The organism is Leisingera sp. S2M4, assembly GCF_055398055.1.
In genome coordinates this window covers 3,122,265-3,141,616 of record NZ_AP040861.1, presented here as the reverse complement: position 1 = coordinate 3,141,616, position 19,352 = coordinate 3,122,265, and the positions used below count along the sequence as shown (strand labels likewise).

The 19,352-nt window shown below is 62.2% G+C and carries 22 protein-coding genes; 9 read left to right on the top strand and 13 right to left on the bottom strand.

Annotation, left to right across the window (positions count from 1 at the left end):
- Positions 1-236 precede the first annotated feature (236 nt).
- From rpsF to ACZ52D_RS15205, 6 genes are all read left to right on the top strand, one after another.
- The gene (gene rpsF / locus ACZ52D_RS15230; RefSeq protein WP_222453201.1) at positions 237-590 is read left to right on the top strand and encodes a 30S ribosomal protein S6; all 354 of its coding nucleotides are present in this window, start codon (positions 237-239) and stop codon (positions 588-590) included.
- 28 nt (positions 591-618) lie between these two features.
- The gene (gene rpsR, locus ACZ52D_RS15225) at positions 619-846 is read left to right on the top strand and encodes a 30S ribosomal protein S18 (RefSeq protein ID WP_005982441.1); all 228 of its coding nucleotides are present in this window, start codon (positions 619-621) and stop codon (positions 844-846) included.
- Between the two features lie 12 nt (positions 847-858).
- The gene (gene rplI, locus ACZ52D_RS15220; RefSeq protein ID WP_369929200.1) at positions 859-1,476 is read left to right on the top strand and encodes a 50S ribosomal protein L9; all 618 of its coding nucleotides are present in this window, start codon (positions 859-861) and stop codon (positions 1,474-1,476) included.
- 174 nt (positions 1,477-1,650) lie between these two features.
- Entirely contained in the window at positions 1,651-1,857 is a 207-nt protein-coding gene (locus ACZ52D_RS15215; protein WP_464441816.1) for a hypothetical protein, read from the top strand.
- 321 nt (positions 1,858-2,178) lie between these two features.
- On the top strand, positions 2,179-2,646 hold the full coding sequence (locus ACZ52D_RS15210; protein WP_369929196.1) for a transglycosylase SLT domain-containing protein: 468 nt from the start codon (positions 2,179-2,181) through the stop codon (positions 2,644-2,646).
- Positions 2,647-2,770: 124 nt separating this feature from the next.
- Entirely contained in the window at positions 2,771-4,729 is a 1,959-nt protein-coding gene (locus ACZ52D_RS15205) for a bifunctional 2',3'-cyclic-nucleotide 2'-phosphodiesterase/3'-nucleotidase (protein WP_464441815.1), read from the top strand.
- A gap of 152 nt (positions 4,730-4,881) precedes the next feature.
- Here the strand turns inward: ACZ52D_RS15205 and tig are convergent, their stop codons facing one another.
- Together tig and ACZ52D_RS15195 are read right to left on the bottom strand one after the other, a co-directional pair.
- Entirely contained in the window at positions 4,882-6,213 is a 1,332-nt protein-coding gene (gene tig / locus ACZ52D_RS15200; RefSeq protein ID WP_222453206.1) for a trigger factor, read from the bottom strand.
- 217 nt (positions 6,214-6,430) lie between these two features.
- Positions 6,431-7,552: a porin gene (locus ACZ52D_RS15195; RefSeq protein ID WP_464441814.1), complete on the bottom strand. Its 1,122-nt coding sequence runs from the start codon at positions 7,550-7,552 to the stop codon at positions 6,431-6,433.
- Between the two features lie 644 nt (positions 7,553-8,196).
- On the opposite strand from ACZ52D_RS15195, the gene ACZ52D_RS15190 reads away from it, so the two are divergent.
- Positions 8,197-8,397, top strand: a complete 201-nt coding sequence (locus ACZ52D_RS15190; protein ID WP_464441813.1) for a hypothetical protein — start codon at positions 8,197-8,199, stop codon at positions 8,395-8,397.
- Positions 8,398-8,429: 32 nt separating this feature from the next.
- Here the strand turns inward: ACZ52D_RS15190 and ACZ52D_RS15185 are convergent, their stop codons facing one another.
- Positions 8,430-9,299 carry a LysR family transcriptional regulator gene (locus tag ACZ52D_RS15185; protein ID WP_464441812.1) on the bottom strand — a complete coding sequence of 290 codons (870 nt, stop codon included), beginning with the start codon at positions 9,297-9,299 and terminating at the stop codon, positions 8,430-8,432.
- A gap of 96 nt (positions 9,300-9,395) precedes the next feature.
- Here ACZ52D_RS15185 and tmpA point away from each other — a divergent pair, with 96 nt between their 5' ends.
- Both tmpA and tmpB read left to right on the top strand, forming a co-directional pair.
- Complete coding sequence (gene tmpA, locus ACZ52D_RS15180) at positions 9,396-10,529, top strand: 2-trimethylaminoethylphosphonate dioxygenase (RefSeq protein WP_464441811.1); 1,134 nt, start codon at positions 9,396-9,398, stop codon at positions 10,527-10,529.
- Between the two features lie 3 nt (positions 10,530-10,532).
- A complete protein-coding gene (tmpB, locus tag ACZ52D_RS15175; RefSeq protein ID WP_222453211.1) occupies positions 10,533-11,123 on the top strand; it encodes a (R)-1-hydroxy-2-trimethylaminoethylphosphonate oxygenase in 591 nt (196 codons plus the stop codon).
- Between the two features lie 78 nt (positions 11,124-11,201).
- Here tmpB and ACZ52D_RS15170 read toward each other — a convergent pair whose 3' ends face one another.
- The 10 genes from ACZ52D_RS15170 to iscR form a co-directional block, all read right to left on the bottom strand.
- On the bottom strand, positions 11,202-12,422 hold the full coding sequence (locus ACZ52D_RS15170; RefSeq protein WP_369929183.1) for a cysteine desulfurase: 1,221 nt from the start codon (positions 12,420-12,422) through the stop codon (positions 11,202-11,204).
- Entirely contained in the window at positions 12,415-12,999 is a 585-nt protein-coding gene (locus ACZ52D_RS15165) for a YIP1 family protein (RefSeq protein ID WP_464441810.1), read from the bottom strand. The genes ACZ52D_RS15170 and ACZ52D_RS15165 overlap by 8 nt, the downstream gene beginning before the upstream one ends.
- Positions 12,996-13,481: a hypothetical protein gene (locus ACZ52D_RS15160; protein ID WP_222453214.1), complete on the bottom strand. Its 486-nt coding sequence runs from the start codon at positions 13,479-13,481 to the stop codon at positions 12,996-12,998. The genes ACZ52D_RS15165 and ACZ52D_RS15160 overlap by 4 nt, the downstream gene beginning before the upstream one ends.
- Entirely contained in the window at positions 13,481-14,761 is a 1,281-nt protein-coding gene (locus ACZ52D_RS15155; RefSeq protein WP_464441809.1) for a SufB/SufD family protein, read from the bottom strand. Before ACZ52D_RS15155 ends, ACZ52D_RS15160 begins: the two co-directional genes overlap by 1 nt.
- Positions 14,761-15,519 (bottom strand): Fe-S cluster assembly ATPase SufC, encoded by a 759-nt coding sequence (gene sufC, locus ACZ52D_RS15150; protein WP_222453216.1) that lies wholly within the window; start codon positions 15,517-15,519, stop codon positions 14,761-14,763. Before sufC ends, ACZ52D_RS15155 begins: the two co-directional genes overlap by 1 nt.
- A gap of 76 nt (positions 15,520-15,595) precedes the next feature.
- A complete protein-coding gene (locus ACZ52D_RS15145) occupies positions 15,596-15,910 on the bottom strand; it encodes a YbjQ family protein (RefSeq protein ID WP_369929178.1) in 315 nt (104 codons plus the stop codon).
- Positions 15,911-15,926: 16 nt separating this feature from the next.
- Positions 15,927-16,184, bottom strand: a complete 258-nt coding sequence (locus tag ACZ52D_RS15140; RefSeq protein ID WP_464441808.1) for a hypothetical protein — start codon at positions 16,182-16,184, stop codon at positions 15,927-15,929.
- Positions 16,185-16,189: 5 nt separating this feature from the next.
- Entirely contained in the window at positions 16,190-17,713 is a 1,524-nt protein-coding gene (sufB, locus tag ACZ52D_RS15135) for a Fe-S cluster assembly protein SufB (RefSeq protein WP_222453219.1), read from the bottom strand.
- A gap of 14 nt (positions 17,714-17,727) precedes the next feature.
- Positions 17,728-18,771 (bottom strand): cysteine desulfurase family protein, encoded by a 1,044-nt coding sequence (locus ACZ52D_RS15130; protein WP_464441807.1) that lies wholly within the window; start codon positions 18,769-18,771, stop codon positions 17,728-17,730.
- An 83-nt stretch (positions 18,772-18,854) separates the two neighbouring features.
- Positions 18,855-19,313 carry a Fe-S cluster assembly transcriptional regulator IscR gene (iscR, locus tag ACZ52D_RS15125; protein ID WP_417472071.1) on the bottom strand — a complete coding sequence of 153 codons (459 nt, stop codon included), beginning with the start codon at positions 19,311-19,313 and terminating at the stop codon, positions 18,855-18,857.
- Between the last annotated feature and the right edge of the window lie 39 nt (positions 19,314-19,352).

The following is a 19,352-nucleotide window of genomic DNA, read 5'->3' as shown; positions in this document are numbered from 1 at the left end:
TTGCTGCGGCTGCCCGGACCGTGCCTCCCAGCGCCCGTTCGGTGCAGGACCGCGACCGCGCCGTGGCGCGCGACCTCCGGCAGCCGCGGCCCTTTTGACTTGCTCTTTCGGCCCCAGCCTGTATAGGAGGCCCTGCTTTCGCACTTTATTCGATCCGCGCAGCCTCTCGTGACCCGGCAGCGGAAGCAGCAGATGCCAGGTCTATGAAATGCGCCTAGACACAAACAGGAGTTCGCATGCCACTCTATGAGCATGTCATGATTGCGCGTCAGGACCTGTCCAACTCGCAAGCTGAAGGCCTCATCGAACACTTCGGTGCTGTTCTGTCCGACAACGGCGGTAAGCTGGTCGACCAGGAGTACTGGGGCGTCAAGACCATGGCCTACAAGATCAACAAGAACCGCAAGGGCCACTACGCCTTCCTGCGCACCGATGCTCCGTCGTCGGCGATCCAGGAAATGGAGCGCCTGATGCGCCTGCATGACGACGTGATGCGCGTTCTGACCATCAAGGTCGACGAGCACGCCGAGGGCCCCTCGGTCCAGATGCAGAAACGTGACGAACGCGACAACCGTCGCGAGCGCCGCTGATCGAAGCTTGAGAAAAGGACGCTAAATCATGGCAGCCAAACCGTTTTTCCGCCGCCGCAAGGTGTGCCCGTTCTCGGGCGACAACGCGCCGAAGATCGACTACAAGGACACCCGTCTGCTGCAGCGCTACATCTCTGAGCGCGGCAAGATCGTGCCTTCGCGCATCACCGCCGTTTCGGCAAAGAAGCAGCGTGAGCTGGCCCGTGCAATCAAGCGCGCCCGCTTCCTCGCCCTGCTGCCCTACGCCGTGAAGTAAGGAGATAAGCAGATGCAAGTTATCCTTCTTGAGCGCGTTGCGAAGCTGGGCCAAATGGGCGACGTCGTTGACGTGAAGCCCGGGTTCGCCCGCAACTTCCTGCTGCCGCAGGGCAAGGCAAAGACCGCTTCCGAAGCCAACATCGCTTCCTTCGAAGCCCAGAAAGCGCAGCTGGAAGCGCGCAACCTGGAGACCAAGAAAGAAGCCGAGGCTCTGGCAGAGAAACTGGACGGACAGCAGTTCGTCGTGATTCGCCAGGCCTCCGATGGCGGCAACCTCTACGGCTCGGTCACCCCGCGTGACACCGCCGAAGTGGCCACCGAAGCCGGCTTCTCGGTTGACCGCAAGCAGGTCATCATCCGTGAGCCGATCAAGGTCCTGGGCCTGCATGAAGCCGAAGTGCACCTGCACCCGGAAGTCATGGCCGTTGTCAAACTGAACGTTGCACGTTCCGCCGAAGAGGCCGAGCTGCAGGCGTCGGGCAAATCGATCCAGGAGCTGGCCGCCGAAGAGGAAGCCGCTGCCGAGTTCGAGATCTCCGAACTGTTCGACGACATCGGTTCCGCTGCGTCGGACGATGACGACATGGCACCGGCCGCCGAAGCCGCTGGCGAAGACGAAAACAACTGATCCCTCTCGGATCGGTGACATCTGGAAAGGCCGCCTGACCGGGCGGCCTTTTCTTTTTGGCCCAATAGCTTGCAACTAAGGGATAAATGCGCGTCATTTTCCGCACTTCCCCCTAACCCTCCCTTTGCCTGTCTCTGCCAGCATGGCTGCGGGAGACGAAAGAAGGGGGTGCCCATGAGTGACAGAAACCTGGAGCGCGAAGAGCTGGCCCTGCGGCGCAGACTGCTGTTCCGGCTGCTGCGCGGCCATCAGTTCGACCAGCCGAAGTTCCGCACTGAAGCGATTTCGGAGACCGTGCGCAGCGGCATGATCGCGCCCGGCCTCGGCCTGTTCGGCGCTTCAGCCGACCGCCCGAACAGCCGCCCCTCGGCCCGCAGCTAGGGCCGGGATCAACGCAAATCGGGGACCGCGAAATTTGGGAAACAGCCGCGGCCCCCACTGCCCGATCTGGTCAGCCAACCCCACAGGCGTTCGGGGTTTGCTGCCTGAGGGTCGTATTGCCTCAATGCGCAACCTCAATATGTAGGGGTTGGACATATTTAACAAACGTTGAATTGTTAAATTTTGATAAACCTGGTTTGGCGGATTTTTGCAGGCCGTGGGCGGTTCGTCGCCCGCGTCTGCGAGCCCTGCATCACGCGGATTGCGACGCCGGGCAATCTGGCTAGGCTCGCCCCGATATTCCACAACATCGGAGGCCGCATGAACCGCCGGACCTGCCTTATTTCCATTTTTGCAACCGCAACCCTTTCCGCCTGCGGCAGCACTGCCGCCACCCCGGAGCCGGCGGTGTATGATCCGCCGCTCTATCCCAATGAAACGCCAGAGCTGCGACGCAAGATCAACCGCTGGGCAGATCACTACGAGCTGCCGCGCAGCCTCGTCCACCGCCTGGCCGTCCGCGAGAGCACCCATCGCCCCTGGGCCGTGAACCGCCCCTATTACGGGCTGCTGCAGATCCTGCCCGCGACCGCCCGCTCGATGGGCTTCAAGGGCCAGCCCAAAGATCTTCTGGATGCGGACACCAACCTCAAATACGCTGGCAAATACCTGCGCGGGGCCTGGTTGCTGGCGGACGGCAGCGAGGCGCAAGCGGTGAAGCACTATTCGCGCGGCTACTATTACGAAGCCAAACGGCGCGGAATGCTGGAGGAAACCGGTCTGGGCTGAGGCGGGGAAAACGGCGATTGGAATGCCGTCTCCCCCTCGGGCGCAACGCAGGTGTTACATCTGTCGACTACCGCAGGGGCCAGGATTTTGCCCTGCGGATCCAATTATTGACAAGGAGACGTCCATGCCCATCACCCTAGACCGCCGCTCATTTCTGGCCGGAAGCGCCGGACTGATAGCCCTGCACCCGTTTTCCGTTCAGGCCGCCGCAGGGCAGGTCCACCTGCGCCTGATGGAAACCACCGACCTGGATGTGCATGTGTTTCCCTACGACTATTACGGCGACCGCGAAGTCGACACGGTCGGGCTGGCGCGCACCGCCAGCCTGATTGAGGAAATCCGCGCCGAAGCCACCAACGCGCTGTTGCTGGACAATGGCGATTTCCTGCAAGGGAACCCGATGGGCGATTACATCGCCTATGAGCGCGGCATGAAGGAGGGCGATCTGCACCCGGTGATCGCGGCGATGAACACTGTCGGTTTTGATGCATCGACCCTCGGCAACCATGAGTTCAATTATGGCCTGTCCTTTCTGGAGAAATCCCTGGCCGGGGCCAAGTTCCCGGTGGTCTGCGCAAACGTGGTGAAGAAGGCGGGCGCCACCCCGCGCGACGACGAGACCCTGCTGCCGCCCTACCAGATCCTTGAGCGCACCGTCGCCGATGGGGCCGGAAACACGCATCCCATTCGCATCGGCATCATCGGCTTTGTTCCGCCGCAGGTGATGAACTGGGACCGCCGCCATCTGCAAGGCAACGTCCAGGCCCGCGGCATTGTCGAATGCGCCCGCGCCTATGTGCCTGAGATGAAGGAGAAAGGTGCCGACATCATCCTCGCGCTGTCGCATTCCGGCATCGGGGCCGCCACCGGCGGTGAGGATATGGAAAACGCCTCGGTGCCGCTGGCGGAGGTGGAGGGTATCGACGCCATCATGACAGGGCACAGCCACCTCGTGTTCCCCTCCTCCAACTATGCGGATTTTGCCGCGGTGGATGCCGACAAGGGCACGATCCACGGAAAACCCGCCGTGATGGGCGGCTTTTGGGGCAGCCACATGGGGCTGATCGACCTGATGCTGGAACGCGACGGTACGGGCTGGCGCGTGGTCGGCCACGCGTCCGAGGCACGCCCCATCTCCAAGCGCAACGAGGACCGGTCCGTCACCGCACTGGTCGCCAGCCAGCAGAAGGTGCTGGACGCGGTGCAGGCCGAGCATGACGCCACGCTCGCCTATGTGCGCCGGGCCGTGGGCAAGACCGACGCGCCGCTGCACAGCTATTTTGCCTTGGTGGCGGACGATCCCTCGGTGCAGATCGTCTCGCAAGCGCAGACCTGGTATATCGAACAGATGTTGCAAGGCAGCGCGTTTGAAGGCCTGCCCATCCTGTCAGCCGCGGCCCCGTTCAAGGCCGGTGGCCGGGGTGGCCCGGAGTATTACACCGACGTACCGGTTGGCGATGTGGCGATCAAGAATGTCGCCGATCTGTATCTTTACCCCAACACCGTGCGCGCGGTGAAGGTGACCGGCGCCGAGGTCAAAGGCTGGCTGGAACGGTCGGCCGGCATGTTCAACCAGATCGAACCGGGCAAGCCTGATCAGGTTCTGCTGAACCCGGCGTTTCCGTCCTATAATTTCGATGTGATCGACGGCGTTTCCTATGAAATCGACCTGAGCCAACCATCGATGTTCACCCCCAAGGGGGAGCTGGCGAACCCGGATGCCAACCGCATCGTGAACCTGTCCTACAACGGCAAGCCACTGGACCCCGAGCAGGAGTTCATCATCGCCACCAACAACTACCGTGCTGAAGGAGGTGGGGATTTTCCCGGTGCCAAGGGCGACACCGTGGTCTTTGAAGGCCCGGATACCAACCGCGACGTGCTGGTGCGCTACATCGTCGAGCAAGGCACCGTCAGCCCCAAGGCGGACGGCAACTGGCGCTTTGCCCCCCTGCCCGGCACCACTGTGTTGTTCGACACCGGCCCCAAGGCCGCGCAATACGCAGATGCGGTGCCCGGCGTCAACATCACCCCGGCAGGCGAAGGCCCGGATGGTTTCGCGCGCTTCCGCATAGAGCTGTAAAGGCTCTCTGCTCCCCACACCCCAAGGCCGCGTGGCAGTTGCTGCGCGGCCTTATTCTTTCCGGCTTGCACGCCTGAGCACCACTTTCCTGCCTGACAACGAAAAAGGCCGCCCTGAGGGCGGCCTTTCCGAAATCCGTGAGAAGAGGACGATTACTCGTCTTCCAGAGCCTCAACCGCTTTTTGCAGGTCGTCCTTGGAGATTTCTTTCTCCTCGACTTTGGCCTGCTCGACAATGTGGTCAACAACCTTGTCTTCAAACAGCGGTGCACGCAGCTGCTGCTGCATCTGAGCGTTCTTCTGGATGAATTCGAAGAACTGGCGCTCCTGGCCGGGGTACTGACGGGCTTGCTGCATGATTGCCTGGGTCATTTCCGCGTCGGTCACTTCGACCTCGGCTTTCTGGCCCAGTTCGGCGAGCAGCAGGCCCAGACGCACGCGGCGCTCTGCCAGCTTGGTGTGCTCCTCGGTCGGCTCGATCTCACCGTGGTCGTGGCCCTGCACTTCCGGGTTTTCCTCGTGCCACAGCTGATGCGCGATCTGCTTGGCTTCGGCTTCGACCAGCGACGGCGGCAGGTCGAAGGAGACCAGGCCGTCCAGCTTGTCCAGCAGGGCGCGCTTCATCACGGCGCGAGCGGCACCGGCGTATTCGGCTTCCAGGCGTTCGGCGATCTGTGCCTTCAGACCTTCCAGGTCTTCCGAGCCGAATTTCTTCGCCAGCTCGTCGTTGATCTCGGCCGCTTTCGGGGCTTTGACCTCTTTCACCTTGCAGGTGAAGACGGCTTCCTTGCCGGCCAGATGCTCGGCGCCGTATTCCTCGGGGAAGGTCACGGTCACGTCTTTTTCTTCACCGGCCTTGGTGCCGACCAGCTGCTCTTCGAAGCCGGGGATGAAGGAGTTGGAGCCCAGAACCAGCGGATAGTCGTCGCCTGCGCCGCCTTCAAACGCTTCGCCGTCGACCTTGCCGACGAAGTCGATGACCACCTGGTCGCCGTCTTCGGCTGCTGCGCCGTCTTCGCGGGCTTCGAATTCCTGGGCGGTTTCCGCCAGGTTGTTCAGCGCCTCGTTCACGGCATCTTCGTCCGCCTTGACCACCAGCTTTTCCAGCTCGATACCGGAGAAGTCGACGTCCGGGATTTCCGGCAGCGCTTCATAGGACATCTCGACGTTGATGTCGTCGCCCTCTTTCCAGTCTTCGTTGGTCATCTTGACTTCCGGCTGCATCGCCGGACGGTCGCCGCTGTCCTCGAAGTGCTTGTTCATCGCACCATCGACGGCTTCCTGCATGGCTTCGCCCATCAGGCGCTGGCCGAACTGCTTTTTCAGCAGTGCCATCGGCACCTTGCCCTTGCGGAAGCCCTTCATTTCAACTTCCGGCTGGGCTTCGGCCAGCTTCTCGTTGACTTTCGCCTCCAGCTCGGCAGCTGTGACGGTGATGGCGTAGCCGCGTTTCAGACCTTCGTTCAGCGTCTCGGTGACCTGCATCCTATACCCCATAGAGATTCGGGGCGCGTGCGCGCAGGCGCCCCCAGACAATTTGCGGTCTTCTATTTCCCCAGAGGCGGCGGCGCAAGGGGCATTGCCCGCCAGAGACGCGAAATGGCGGTTTTTGCTCCCCGCCCAGCAGTTTTCCCTGCCGCAAACGCAAAAACACGCCCCACGAGGGGGCGTGTTTCCGTTCTGACCGCGAGGGAGGAGACGATCAGAATTTCCAGCGGGCACCCGCCAGGATCACGTCGGCATCCTGGTAGCTGGTCGCGCTGTTATCCGCGTAGGAGTAGTTGCGGTAGCCCAGGTAAGCCTCGACGTTATAGGCGTCGATCTTCTGAACCGCGGCAACGCCCCAGGATTCCGCGCTGTCACCGTTGGTGACCATGTCGGAGCCGTCATAGTAATCCACGGAGAAGGCGGTGGAGCCGGCCGAGATCAGGTTCGCTTCATAGCCCAGCTTGGCGTAGGCGTAGCTGCCTGCGATGTCGCGCTCACCGGCGGCGACGTTCAGCGACAGACCGGTGTCCTTGTGCAGAACGCCGAAGGAGCCGGAGATGTCGCGGCGATCTTCCTCGCCGGTCCGCTCGGTCCAGGCTGCGCCGATACCCGCATCAATCGCGAAAGCGCCGACCTGATCGTTGGAGTAACGGACGGCCACGTCATAGGTTTCGCGGTCGTTGTCCTCGTTCAGGATGTCGGTACCGTAGGAGGTCGACAGGGTGAAACCGGCCAGTTCCGGCGAGTCATAGCGCACGCGGCCAAGACGGCTGCCGTCGTAGTCATTGAAGACATCGCCGATCGAAACCGTGCTCAGAGCGCCGGTGCCAGTACGGAATGCATAGCCGCCAGCCGGGTCGGCAACCGCGACGCTTGCGCCCAGACCGGTGCCCGAGAAGTCGGCGCCGGTGATTCCGTCACTGGCCATCGAACCCTGACCAGCCGAGAAGCGGCCGTAATTCGCGGTGTCGAACTGCAGGTCGACGTGGCGGATGTTGGTGCGGTCCCAGCTGACATTGTCGCCGGTGCTGTTCTGGTCCACGCCATCGCTGCTGCGGAAACCAAAGGAGGTTTCAAACCGGAAGCGCAGCGTGTTCTCGCCGAACTCCTGGTTCAGCCAGAAGCCGATGCGCGAGCTGGAGCCGGAGTTGTCTACCAGACGGTTGTAGTCCTCCACACCGTCGTCGAACGACTGGAAGGACGGGTTGAAGTGACCGTACCAGCTGAAGCTGCCGCCGGTGTCGTTGGTGTAAGTCGGTCCGGCAAATGCCGGCGCTGCGAGGGCTGCTGCAGCCAGGGACGCCGCGCCCGCCCGTGCCTTGAATTTGGTGCTCATGATCTGAGTCTCCTGTTCCATTGGCCAGCTGGCCCCTCCATCCCTGGAGCCGCTGGTTGCTGCTAGAGGTAATGTGCGCGGATTTGAGGTTTGAGGGGTTGAAAACCGCTCAAACCTGCCGTGGTGATTTCATCGGCGGATTTACGCCTACAGCTCTGCACGATCGGCCAATACTTGCCTGAATTTCGCGCACTATGTGATCTTCATCACACTGATTTAAAACAATAAAACATATCAGCCATGCATCCGGCGCAATCCATTCGCGCCTGCCGGAACTGCGAAATGAAATCTTTACAGCCGCAATCCTGCAACAGTCGGCGCAGCAACTGCCCCTAAGTTCGGAGGCCGAGGCCCGTGGCGGTCAGGCTGCGCGTTCGGGCATGCCAAACCGGTTTCGGTCGCCTTCGCTGTTGCAGGTCCACGCCAGCCGTCGGCGGTTGCCCCGAAAAGGTTTTGTTAACCTTACCATCATAGGCTGAAGGTGGATCAGTGATAACAAGTGGTGCGGCAGCATGGTGAAATCAAACTCGATCTTTCGGCGGGCCGAACCAACGGAACCCCGACTCCCCATCGACCTTCCTTGCCTCCTTCATCTGGATGGCGGACCGCTCTCGGCAGACGTTTACAACATCAGCTACAGGGGCATGGCGGTTCGGCTGGAGGCGGAAAAGAACACCTTTGACCTGAGGACGCTGACCGGAATCCTGGTGCCCGCCATCGGCGAATTCCTGGTTCTGGCCCGCTGGCGGAAGGCAGGGTCGATCGGGTTTTCCTTCACCAACAAACGCACAGTCCGGCCCTTGCTGGATGCCTATTTTGCGCAAATCGGGCGTTACCCGGACTAAAACGCGGATGCTGTCCGGATCCGGACATTGGATCACGGCGTCAGGGCAACCACAAGCGCCTCCAGAAGGCGCGATTGCCTGCGCGACGTCGCAAGGCTCGGCGGCCAAGTCAGCCAATACCCATCCACCACCGCGAGCTGCGGCGCTGGCACGCAACACAGCTGTTCGGCCTGCAACAATTTCCACGCCAGGACGCAAGACCCTAACACCACGCCCTGCCCCAGCCGCGCAAGCTCCAGCGCGTGGGACATCGAGTCCACCGAAATGCTCGCAGCCGCAGGCTCATCCTCCCCAGTGACGCGGGCCCATTCCGCCCAGCCCGGTCGCTCTCCCCGCAGTTCGATCACGGGGAGGTCTTTCCAGTCCGCCAAGACCTGCGGCGCAACCATCGGGCGCAGGACTTCATTTCCCAACAAGGCCGCGTCGCGGCGTTCCCATTTTCCGCGACCATAGCGGATGTGCGCGGCATCCTCCGCCGCATCGAATTCCAGACGTTTGGGCACGGTTTCGGTCACCAGCCGCACGCCCGGATCGACGGTCGAGAGCTCTGGCAACCGGGGCATCACCAGCAACTCGAGATGGCCGGGCAGCGCCGCGATGCGCAACTCACGGAAGCTGTGGTCGAACAGGTTTCGGGTGCCCTGCGCCAGGGCAAGCAACGTGTCCTGCACCAGCGGCAGATAGCTTTCCCCCTCCACCGTCAGGGTAACCCCCCGCGCCATGCGCAGGAACAAGGGGCGCCCCAGCCATGTCTCCAGATTACGGATGCGCTGGCTGACCGCCGCCTGACTGGTGCCCAGCTCCTCCGCCGCAGCAGTGAAATTCCCGTGGCGCCCCGCCGCCTCGAACACCCGCAGCCAGTCCAGCGGTGGCAGCCCGGGTCGTTTGGCTTTGTCTGACATAAGATTTCCTTGGCCTTACACCCTCAAATGCGTCGTTCTCTTGATGACTGTACCGGGCTAGTCAAGCAAGCAGGAACCTGACAACCGGAGGCCCCGATGCCCGCCACCCTGAGCACTGACACTTCAGGCAAATTCCTGACCCTGACCTTTGCGGACGGAAGCCAAAGCCGTTTCCATGCCATATGGCTGCGCGACAACGCGCTGGATGCAGAGACACGCGCCCCCGGCAACGGTCAGCGGTTGATCACCCTCGGCGACATTCCGCAGAACAGCCATATTCGCGATGCCGCGCTGAAGGAAGATCATCTCGAAGTCTGCTTTGCCCCCGAGGAGAAGACTGTCACCTTCCCGCTGCAATGGCTGCAGGACCATCGTTATGACCGGTCTGACAAGGCGGCCTTCGGACGTCTTCCGCAGGATTGCGAGACCTGGGACGGCTCCCGCGCGGCCCCGACGTTCGACTGGCAGCAAGTGCAGACTGACGCCACGGCCAAGCGTGACTGGCTTGACGCCGTGGCACGATTGGGTTTTGCCAAGCTGGCCGGCGGTCCGGTGCGCGAAGGCGCGCTACTGGACTGTGCAGCGATGTTCGGCTTCGTCCGCGAAACCAACTACGGCCGCTATTTCGAGGTCCGCACCGAGGTCAACCCGACCAACCTCGCCTATACCGGGCTGGGCCTGCAGGCGCACACCGACAACCCCTACCGCGATCCGGTGCCGACCTTGCAGATCCTCTATTGCCTCGAGAACTCGGCCGAGGGCGGCGACAGCATCGTGGTCGACGGTTTTCGCGCCGCGGAACGCCTGCGCGAGCTGAACCCCGAGGGGTTCGCGCTGCTGGCAGGCTACCCAGCACGGTTCGAGTACAAGGGTTCTGACGGCGTTCATCTGCGCTCGCGTCGCCCGATGATCGAACTCTCGCCGGATGGGGAGCTGAGCGCCATACGCTTCAACAACCGCTCCGCGGCACCTCTGGTGGATGTTCCGTTCGAGCGGATGGACGCCTATTACGCCGCCTACCGGCAACTGGCCGAGATCATCGACGCCCCCGAGATGGGGATTGCCTTCAAGCTGGAGCCCGGCGAAAGCTTCATCGTCGACAACACCCGCGTGCTGCACGCGCGGCTGGGCTATTCCGGCAGCGGATCGCGCTGGCTGCAGGGATGCTACGCCGACAAGGACGGCCTGCTGTCCACCCTCGCCGTGCTGAACGCCGAACTGGAAGGCTGACCCATGAGCAAGCCCGATTTCAGCACCCTGACCCGCGACAACATTGTAGCCTTCCTCGGTGACATCTTTGACCGTCGGGGTGACGAGGAATACCTCGGCGAGCCCGTCACGATGACCGAGCATATGTTGCAGGGCGCGACCATCGCAGAGCAGAACGGCCAGCCAGAGGAGATCATCGTCGGCGCGTTGCTGCATGACATCGGCCACTTTACCAGCGAATTCGGCACCTTCAGCATGGAGGACACCGAAGATCGCCACCACGAAGATGCCGGCGCCGAGGTTCTGGAGCGGTTCTTTCCCAGCGTGATCACCGATTGCGTGCGGTATCACGTTGCGGCCAAGCGCTATCTTTGCGCCACCAGGCCCGAGTATTTCAAGCGGCTGTCAGACGCCTCGATCCATTCGCTGAACCTGCAAGGTGGCCCGATGAGCCCCGAGGAAGTTGCGGCCTTCGAGACAAATCCGAACCTGCCGCAGATCATTGCCGTGCGCTACCTGGACGAAGCCGGCAAGCGGCCCGACATGCAGACACCGGACTTCTGGCATTTCGCCCCGATGGTGCAACGGATGGTCGACCGCCACATGCAAGGCTGAGGCCCGGAGACAGAAAAGCGGCGCCCTTGCGGGCGCCGCTTTTTGTGGGGATAACCCCGCATTCATGCGCAGCCTGTTTCAGGCGAACAGGTCATGCGCCAGTTCCAGCGCTTCGATCAGCGTGTCGACTTCCGCCTTGGTGTTGTAGAGACCAAATGACGCCCGGCAGGTCGCCGATACCCCCAGATGGTCCATCAGCGGTCCGGCGCAATGGTGCCCGGCGCGCACCGCGACGCCCTTCTTGTCCAGAATGGTGGAGATGTCATGGGCATGGGCCGCACCCTCCAGCGTAAAGCTGAAGATCGCCGCCTTTCCCGGAGCCTGCCCCTGGATGTTCACCCAGTTCAAACCTTTGAGCCGTGACATGGCGTAATCGCGCAGGCCCGCCTCATGCGCGGCGATGTTCGCCATTCCGAGGCCCATCATGTAATCCAGCGCAACGCCAAGGCCGATGGTCTGCACGATGCCGGGAGTCCCGGCTTCGAACTTCATCGGCGGATCATTGTAGATCACCTGATCCTTTGACACTTCGCGGATCATGTCGCCACCACCGATGAAGGGGCGCATCTCGGCCATCCGCTCGGGCTTGATGTAAATGGCGCCGGACCCGGAGGGACCATAGAGCTTGTGACCGGTGATCGCGTAGAAATCGCAGCCAATGTCCTGCACGTCGACCGGCATGTGAACCGCACCCTGCGAGCCGTCAACCAACACCGCCACGCCCTTGGCCTGGGCGGCCGCGGTAATGGTTTTCACGTCGACCACGGTGCCCAGCACGTTGGAGCACTGGGTCACCGCCACCAGCTTGGTCCGCGGGGAGATGGCGTCGATCACCTTTTGCGGATCCAGGCTGCCGTCGGCCTCGGTGTCGACCCATTTCAGCACCACCCCCTGGCGTTCGCGCAGGAAGTGCCAGGGCACGATGTTGGCGTGATGCTCCATCACCGACAGGACGATCTCGTCGCCCGCCTCGAACCGCGGCATCGCCCAGCCATAGGCGACAAGGTTGATGCCCTCGGTGGTGCCGGAATTCAGCACGATGCTGTTCTCATCCCCGGCGTTCAGGAACCGCGCAACGGTACCGCGCACCGCCTCGTATTTCTCGGTTGCCAGGTTGGACAGGTAGTGCAAGCCGCGGTGAACGTTCGAATATTCCTCTGCGTAGGCACGCGTGACGGCATCGATGACCACCTGCGGCTTCTGCGCCGAAGCGCCGTTGTCGAGGTAGGTCAGCGGCTTGCCGTTCACGGTGCGCGACAGGATCGGGAAATCGGCGCGGATTTTTTCCACATCATACATGTTCGGGAAATCCAAGGTTGGTGGGGCCGATCAGGCCCAAGAGGAATAGAAGGGCAAAAACCAAGATCAGGCTGGCCATCAGCACCACACCCAACGCACGCCAGATGCTGTCAAAGCCATGGGCCGCCTTGACGAAATGCAGCAGGATCACAAAGACCAGAATATTCACCCCGATGTTCGCCAGCGCCGCCAGGGACGGCAGCGCCAGGAACATCACGATCAGGGCCGTGTTCAGCCCGGCCTGCATCAATTGCAACCAGGTAATCACCGCAAGCAGCGCAAGGAAACTGCCCTGCCCGCCCAGCCAGCGACCGGTCGCCGACAGCATCGCGACAAAGGCCGCCTGCAAGGCCAGTACAACCACGAAATAGGCGCCGGGCGAGAACCGCGGCAGCAGCACCTCGGGGGGCAGTGGGAACAGGATCTGCTGAAGCGCATAGACGCAGCTGTTCAGCACCACCGACAGCAGGAAAGCGGTCCACACCACCTCCCGCGGCCAGGACGCCGACAGGATACGATCCGCCGCCAGCTGAGGCGAACGCACCGTGAAAGCAGCAAATTCAAGCAGCGATTTCATCTGTTTGCCCAGTATCCTTGAACCATCCCCGAGGCGAAGAACCAAAAGAACACCACGCACCACAGCAGCCCGACGCTGTCCAGCGCGGCCCCCGCACCGATGAACCCGGCCACCAGCCCATGCAAGAGCATCACGGGACTCGCCGCCAGAAACGCCCAGAACAGCGCAAGCCGCGCCTGATGGGCCTCCCCGACGCCGCCAAGGGCGCGGGCCAGCCAATGGGCAATCAGCGCCAATGCGTAGAACAACAAAGGCGCGATGAAGACGATGCCCAGCAGCGCACCGCCCAATAGCATGTTCAGCTCCTGCCCGGTCAGATGCGCTTCGCGGGCGAGCTTCGGCATCTGCGCCACGAAGGCCAGCACGCAGCCGCTGAGCAGGAACACCAGCAGCCGGTCTTCCCGCGCGCCCATGCTGAGAAGCCGCGCAAAAACCTTGCGCGGCCCCAGGTAGGTTGCCGGAATATCCGTGGTGACCGACATCAGTGACGCCGGGCCAGCCAGCCTTGCAGCCGGGCGATGATCGCATCCGCCACGTCGCCGTCCTCGATCTCCTCCACCGCTTCGGCCAGGAATGCGAGTGTCATCAGGTCGATTGCCTCGGCCTTGGGCACACCGCGGGACCGCAGGTAGAACAGGCCTTCCTCGTCGATCGCACCGGAGGTGGAGCCATGCGAGCAAGCAACGTCGTCGGCATAGATCTCAAGCTCAGGCTTGGCCAGGAACTGGCTGTCGTCGTCCAGAAGCAGCGACTGCGAAATCTGGTAGCCGTCGGTCTTCTGCGCGCCTTCCTTCACCAGGATCTTGCCTTGGAACACACCGGTGGCCCCGTTGCGCAACACCTTCTTGAACACCTGGCGGCTTTCGCAGTTCAGCGCGTCATGGGTGATGAAGACGGTGTCATCGTGGTGGAAATCACCATCGCCGACACAAGCGCCCGCGATATGGGCCACGGCATCATCCCCGGTCAGCTCGATCACGGCTTCGTTGCGGGTCAGCACGCCATTCACTGTCAGGGTGAAGGATTTGAAAACCGATTCCTTGCCGAGACGGGCAAAGAGATGCGTCGCGGCCCGGCGCTCGTGGTCACGCCCCTGGGCGCGCACCAGGTGCAGGCTGCCGGTGTCGGCGACGTCGATCTCCATGCATTTGTTGAACCGTGCGGCTGCCGGGCCATTTTCGAGGATCGTCGCCTCGGCACCGGCATCCACGCGGATCACGTGATGCAGGATCGCATCCGACCCGGTGTCGGCATGACGGTAGATCAGGTTGATCGGTTTCGACGGCTTTCCCGTCACGTGAATGACCACGCCATCGGTGGCAAAGGCGCTGTTCAGCGCTGCCAGCGGCCGCTGCACCGGGGTTTGCCCACGCGCCTCAAGAACACCGTAGAGGTCCTTGGCCCAGTGGATGTCCTTCTTCTCGACATCGGCCAGACGCTCGATGGTGATACCTTCCAGCGACAGATCGTCGGAGGCTTCGGCATCGAACACACCGTCAACGAACACCACCTTCAGGCGGTCGAAGTCGTTGAACATCGGCGGCTCGCCGGTCTCGAAAACCGCGGCTTCAGGCACATCCGCCTGCACCAGCGTGTCCGGACGGGTGTATTTCCAGTATTCGTCACGCCGCCCCGGCAGACCCATGGTTTGCACCCGCGACAGCGCGGCATCGCGCGCGGCGGCAAGACAGCCGCCCTCGGGCAGCGTCAGCGCGGCCAGCCGCGCCTCGGTTGCGGTTTGTTTTGCTTCGGGAAGTGCCATTACGCGTCCACCTCGGCCAGGATGCCGGCATAGCCGTTGTTTTCGACTTCCAGCGCCAGCTCGGGGCCGCCGGTTTTCACAATGCGGCCATCCGCCAGAATGTGCACCACGTCCGGTTTGATGTGGTCCAGCAGGCGCTGGTAGTGGGTGATCACCAGGAAGCCGCGGCCCTCGTCACGCAGCGCGTTCACGCCATCGGCGACCAGCTTCATTGCGTCCACGTCGAGGCCGGAGTCGGTCTCGTCCAGGATGCAGAGCTTCGGCTCGAGCATCGCCATCTGCAGGATTTCGTTGCGCTTCTTCTCACCGCCGGAGAAGCCGACGTTGACCGGGCGTTTCAGCATGTCGGCGTCGATCTTCAGGGTCTTTGCCTTGGCGCGGACCTCTTTCAGGAAGTCGGAAGCCGACAGCTCTTCCTCGCCGCGGGCCTTGCGCTGCGCGTTCACGGCAGTGCGCAGGAAGGTCATGTTGCCAACGCCGGGGATTTCGACCGGGTACTGGAACGCCAGGAACATGCCCGCCGCGGCGCGCTCTTCCGGCTCCAGCTCCAAGATGTCCTCGCCCAGCAGTTCCGCCGAACCCTCGGTCACCTCATAGCCATCACGGCCGGACAGCACGTAAGACAGCGTCGATTTGCCCGAGCCGTTGGGGCCCATGATGGCATGCACCTTGCCGGCCTCGACCTTGAGGTCCAGACCCTTCAGGATCTGCTTGTCTTCATCTTCAAGTTTGACGTGCAGGTTTTTGATTTCGAGCATTTTTTCCTCGTGTCGCATTCTGTGGCGAGCGCGTGGCCCGCGATATTTCAATGGCCTTTGAAGGGCCTGCTCATTTCTACGCCAGCACCACAGCGGTGCCGCTTGCCGAAACCATCAACATGGAGTCGGCGATGACTTCGTAATCCAGGTCAACGCCCACCACGGCGTTGGCCCCGGCAGCGCGGGCGCGCTCTTCCAGCTCGGCCAGGGCGGTTTCGCGGGCATCCTGCAGCTTGCTTTCATACGCCCCGGAGCGGCCGCCAACGATGTCGGTGACCGAGGCAAAGAAATCGCGCACCACATTGGCGCCCATGATCGCCTCGCCCACCACGATGCCCTTGTAGTCCGCGATCTGGTAGCCTTCGACGCTGTTGGTCGTTGTGACGATCATTTCCTGCCTTCTCCTTTCACTGGCTTTCAGCTTCCCGCTCAACCAAAATCAATCCGAAATTCAGGTAGATGGCTTTCATCGCTACAAACGTCGACGCAGCGACCAGTATTGCAAAAGCCCTCATCGCTCCATTTTCCGGATCGCTCGGCCACAAAACTTGCCCGACCTTGAAAGTCAGCAAGATTGCCAGAGCGAGAAGGAGGCCAACAAGGACTTGAGCGACCAAAGTCTGTGGGAATGCCCAAGCCTTGATTGCCTCCAGCGTTTCAAGCACTCCTTTTACCCCACCGAGCCTTCCAGCGAGATCGCAACCAGCTGCTGCGCTTCCATGGCGAACTCCATCGGCAGCGCCTGCAGCACGTCCTTGCAGAAGCCGTTGACCACCAGGGCCACCGCCTCTTCCTCGTCCATGCCGCGCTGACGGCAGTAGAACAGCTGGTCGTCGTCCACCTTGGAGGTGGTCGCCTCATGCTCCACGCGGGAAGAGTTGTTCTTCACCTCGATATAGGGAACCGTGTGGGCGCCGCATTTGTCGCCGATCAGCAGGCTGTCGCACTGGGTGTAGTTGCGCGAGTTCTTGGCCTTGGGGTGCATCGACACCAGACCGCGGTAGGTGTTCTGCGCCTTGCCGGCCGAGATCCCCTTGGAGACGATGCGCGACTTGGTGTTCTTGCCCAGGTGCACCATCTTGGTGCCGGTGTCGGCCTGCTGCATGTTGTTGGCAATCGCGATCGAGTAGAACTCGCCCTGGCTTTCATCACCACGCAGGATGCAGGAGGGGTATTTCCAGGTCACGGCAGAACCGGTTTCCACCTGGGTCCACATCACCTTGGCGCGGTCGCCGCGGCAATCGGCGCGCTTGGTCACGAAGTTGTAGATGCCGCCCTTGCCATTCTCGTCGCCCGGATACCAGTTCTGGACGGTCGAGTATTTTACTTCGGCGTCTTCCTCGACGATGATTTCCACCACCGCGGCGTGCAGCTGCGCGGTGTCACGCTGCGGTGCGGTGCAGCCCTCGAGGTAGGAAACGTAAGAGCCCTTGTCGGCGATGATCAGGGTGCGCTCGAACTGGCCGGTGTTTTCCGCGTTGATGCGGAAATAGGTGGACAGTTCCATCGGGCAGCGCACGCCCGGCGGCACGTAGACGAAGGAGCCGTCCGAGAACACGGCCGAGTTCAGCGTTGCATAGAAGTTGTCGGAAACCGGCACCACGGAGCCGAGGTACTTCTTCACCAGCTCGGGGTGCTCACGGATCGCCTCGGAGATCGAGCAGAAGATGACGCCCGCCTCTTTCAGCTCTTTCTGGAAGGTGGTGCCGACGGAGACGGAGTCGAACACCGCGTCAACCGCCACCTTGCGGCCTTCTTCCGGGGTGTCGCCTGCGCCTTCGACGCCGGCCAGGATCATCTGTTCCTTCAGCGGGATGCCCAGCTTTTCGTAGGTCGCCAGCAGCTTGGGATCGACTTCGTCCAGCGACTTCGGCTTCACTTCCATCGACTTCGGACGGGCGTAGTAATACTGGTCCTGGAAGTCGATCTCAGGGTAGCTGACCATGGCCCAGTCAGGCTCGTCCATCTTTTCCCAGCGCTCGAAAGCCTGCAGGCGCCATTCGGTCATCCATTCCGGCTCTTCGTTCTTCTCCGAGATCAGCCGGACGATGTCCGGGTTCACGCCCTTGGGGGCGTATTCCATCTCGATGTCGGTTTCCCAGCCGTATTTATAGGCACCGCCTACTTCACGGACCGCATCCACGGTTTCCTGGTCAACACCTTCCTTGACTTGGGTCTGGTCCAAAGCGGCCATTGTCATCTCCTCATTCACGCCGCGCGGGCGCGATGTTTCTTTTCTTTTTGCAGCCACGCCTCGGCAAAGCGCAGCACATCTTCTTCCGTTGTCTGAGGCCCAAGCGACACGCGCACTGCGCCTTGTGCCGTGGCCTCGTCATATCCCATCGCGGTCAGCACCGCACTGGCGCGCACCTTGCCGCTGGAACAGGCACTGCCCGCGCTGATGGCAAACCCCGCCAGATCCATCTGCATGACCTGGGTTTCGCCCTTCCAGCCCGGTGTCGCAAAACACAAAGTGTTCGGCAGGCGCGTCTGATCCTTCCCGACAAAAATAGTATGGCTTGCGCCAGACACAAGCGCCTTTTCTAGAATATTTCTAAGTTCTGCAACCCTGTCCCAGACACCATCTGCCAGATCTTTTGCGGCAGCCTCGGCTGCGGCCCCGAACCCGGCAATTCCAATGACATTTTCGGTGCCGGACCGGCGTCCCATTTCCTGACCGCCGCCCTTGATCTGCGCAGGCAGGTCCGTGCCACGGCGCAGGACCACGGCGCCGATCCCCTTGGGGCCGCCCAGTTTATGCGCCGAAATCAGCGCCATCTGCGCGCCCAGCCAGTTGAAGGCGACCGGCAGCTTGCCAAAGGCCTGGGTCGCATCTGTAACCGCCAGCCCATCGGGGAGCGTCTGGATGATCCCTGTTTCAGAATTCGCAAGCTGCACGGTCGAGGCCGCGGGATCAGAAACCTGCACTGCCCCATCGGCGCCGACCGGAAGGTCTTCGACCGTCCAGGCCCGCACCGCGTCATGTTCGACCGGTGCACCGTGCAGCTTGCGCCCGGCAAGAGCCAGAGCCGCGCCCTCGGTGGAGCCGGAGGTGAACACGATGTCGGCCCCGTCGGCGCCAAAGGCAGCCGCGACCTGGGCCCGCGCCTTCTCGACCAGGGCCTTGGCGGCACGCCCTTCCGCATGAACCGAGGAGGGGTTGCCGCAGACATCCATCGCGGCCACCATCGCCTCCCGCGCTTCGGGGCGCAGCCACGCAGTGGCGTTATGGTCCAGGTAAACACGTGTCATGGAGTCATCTTTTCAAAGTGGTCCCGTCTCATACGCGGAATAGCCGCCAGCGCAAAGCCCCTGTGCCAGCGGACCTTCCGGTTTCAATCATCCACAACCGCGAACAGGTTCGGAACCGCCGGACAGGGCGCCAGGTCATTCTCGATCACATCGGACAGGCGGGTCTGGTGCAGGAACACATAGACATGCGCGCTCAACCCCTCCCACAGGCGGTTGGTCAGCGATTGCGCCCGGCTACCGGACAGCGCACCCGAGGCCCCGGCCCCCTTGTGCATGGCATCGACCGTCTCATCCACTGCCGAGAGAATGTCGACCACGCGAATTTCCGCGGGCGGCATCGCCAGCCGGTAACCGCCTCCCGGACCACGCACGGATTCGACCAGTCCGGCACGACGCAGCTTGACGAACAGCTGCTCAAGGTACGGCAGGGAAATATCCTGACGCCGTGAAATATCGCCGAGCGGCACCAGATTGCCCGTCGGCTGCAGGGCGATATCTGCAAGGGCGACCATTGCATAACGGCCTTTGGTGGAAAGTTTCATGTTTCATCCCTCGAAATCGCCTTGGACGTGCGAAAACAT

Excerpts from the sequence above, each read along its gene's own strand:
- ACZ52D_RS15145 (WP_369929178.1), bottom strand. The coding sequence starts at position 15,910 with ATGATCGTCACAACGACCAACAGCGTCGAAGGCTACCAGATCGCGGAC.
- rpsF (WP_222453201.1), top strand. The coding sequence starts at position 237 with ATGCCACTCTATGAGCATGTCATGATTGCGCGTCAGGACCTGTCCAAC.
- tmpA (WP_464441811.1), top strand. The coding sequence starts at position 9,396 with ATGCCCGCCACCCTGAGCACTGACACTTCAGGCAAATTCCTGACCCTG.
- ACZ52D_RS15195 (WP_464441814.1), bottom strand. The coding sequence starts at position 7,552 with ATGAGCACCAAATTCAAGGCACGGGCGGGCGCGGCGTCCCTGGCTGCA.
- tig (WP_222453206.1), bottom strand. The coding sequence starts at position 6,213 with ATGCAGGTCACCGAGACGCTGAACGAAGGTCTGAAACGCGGCTACGCC.
- ACZ52D_RS15215 (WP_464441816.1), top strand. The coding sequence starts at position 1,651 with ATGAGTGACAGAAACCTGGAGCGCGAAGAGCTGGCCCTGCGGCGCAGA.
- rplI (WP_369929200.1), top strand. The coding sequence starts at position 859 with ATGCAAGTTATCCTTCTTGAGCGCGTTGCGAAGCTGGGCCAAATGGGC.
- iscR (WP_417472071.1), bottom strand. The coding sequence starts at position 19,313 with ATGAAACTTTCCACCAAAGGCCGTTATGCAATGGTCGCCCTTGCAGAT.
- ACZ52D_RS15160 (WP_222453214.1), bottom strand. The coding sequence starts at position 13,481 with ATGTCGGTCACCACGGATATTCCGGCAACCTACCTGGGGCCGCGCAAG.
- ACZ52D_RS15210 (WP_369929196.1), top strand. The coding sequence starts at position 2,179 with ATGAACCGCCGGACCTGCCTTATTTCCATTTTTGCAACCGCAACCCTT.
- ACZ52D_RS15205 (WP_464441815.1), top strand. The coding sequence starts at position 2,771 with ATGCCCATCACCCTAGACCGCCGCTCATTTCTGGCCGGAAGCGCCGGA.
- ACZ52D_RS15155 (WP_464441809.1), bottom strand. The coding sequence starts at position 14,761 with ATGGCACTTCCCGAAGCAAAACAAACCGCAACCGAGGCGCGGCTGGCC.
- ACZ52D_RS15190 (WP_464441813.1), top strand. The coding sequence starts at position 8,197 with ATGGCGGTTCGGCTGGAGGCGGAAAAGAACACCTTTGACCTGAGGACG.
- ACZ52D_RS15130 (WP_464441807.1), bottom strand. The coding sequence starts at position 18,771 with ATGACACGTGTTTACCTGGACCATAACGCCACTGCGTGGCTGCGCCCC.
- sufB (WP_222453219.1), bottom strand. The coding sequence starts at position 17,713 with ATGGCCGCTTTGGACCAGACCCAAGTCAAGGAAGGTGTTGACCAGGAA.
- rpsR (WP_005982441.1), top strand. The coding sequence starts at position 619 with ATGGCAGCCAAACCGTTTTTCCGCCGCCGCAAGGTGTGCCCGTTCTCG.
- ACZ52D_RS15165 (WP_464441810.1), bottom strand. The coding sequence starts at position 12,999 with ATGAAATCGCTGCTTGAATTTGCTGCTTTCACGGTGCGTTCGCCTCAG.
- tmpB (WP_222453211.1), top strand. The coding sequence starts at position 10,533 with ATGAGCAAGCCCGATTTCAGCACCCTGACCCGCGACAACATTGTAGCC.
- ACZ52D_RS15185 (WP_464441812.1), bottom strand. The coding sequence starts at position 9,299 with ATGTCAGACAAAGCCAAACGACCCGGGCTGCCACCGCTGGACTGGCTG.
- sufC (WP_222453216.1), bottom strand. The coding sequence starts at position 15,519 with ATGCTCGAAATCAAAAACCTGCACGTCAAACTTGAAGATGAAGACAAG.
- ACZ52D_RS15170 (WP_369929183.1), bottom strand. The coding sequence starts at position 12,422 with ATGTATGATGTGGAAAAAATCCGCGCCGATTTCCCGATCCTGTCGCGC.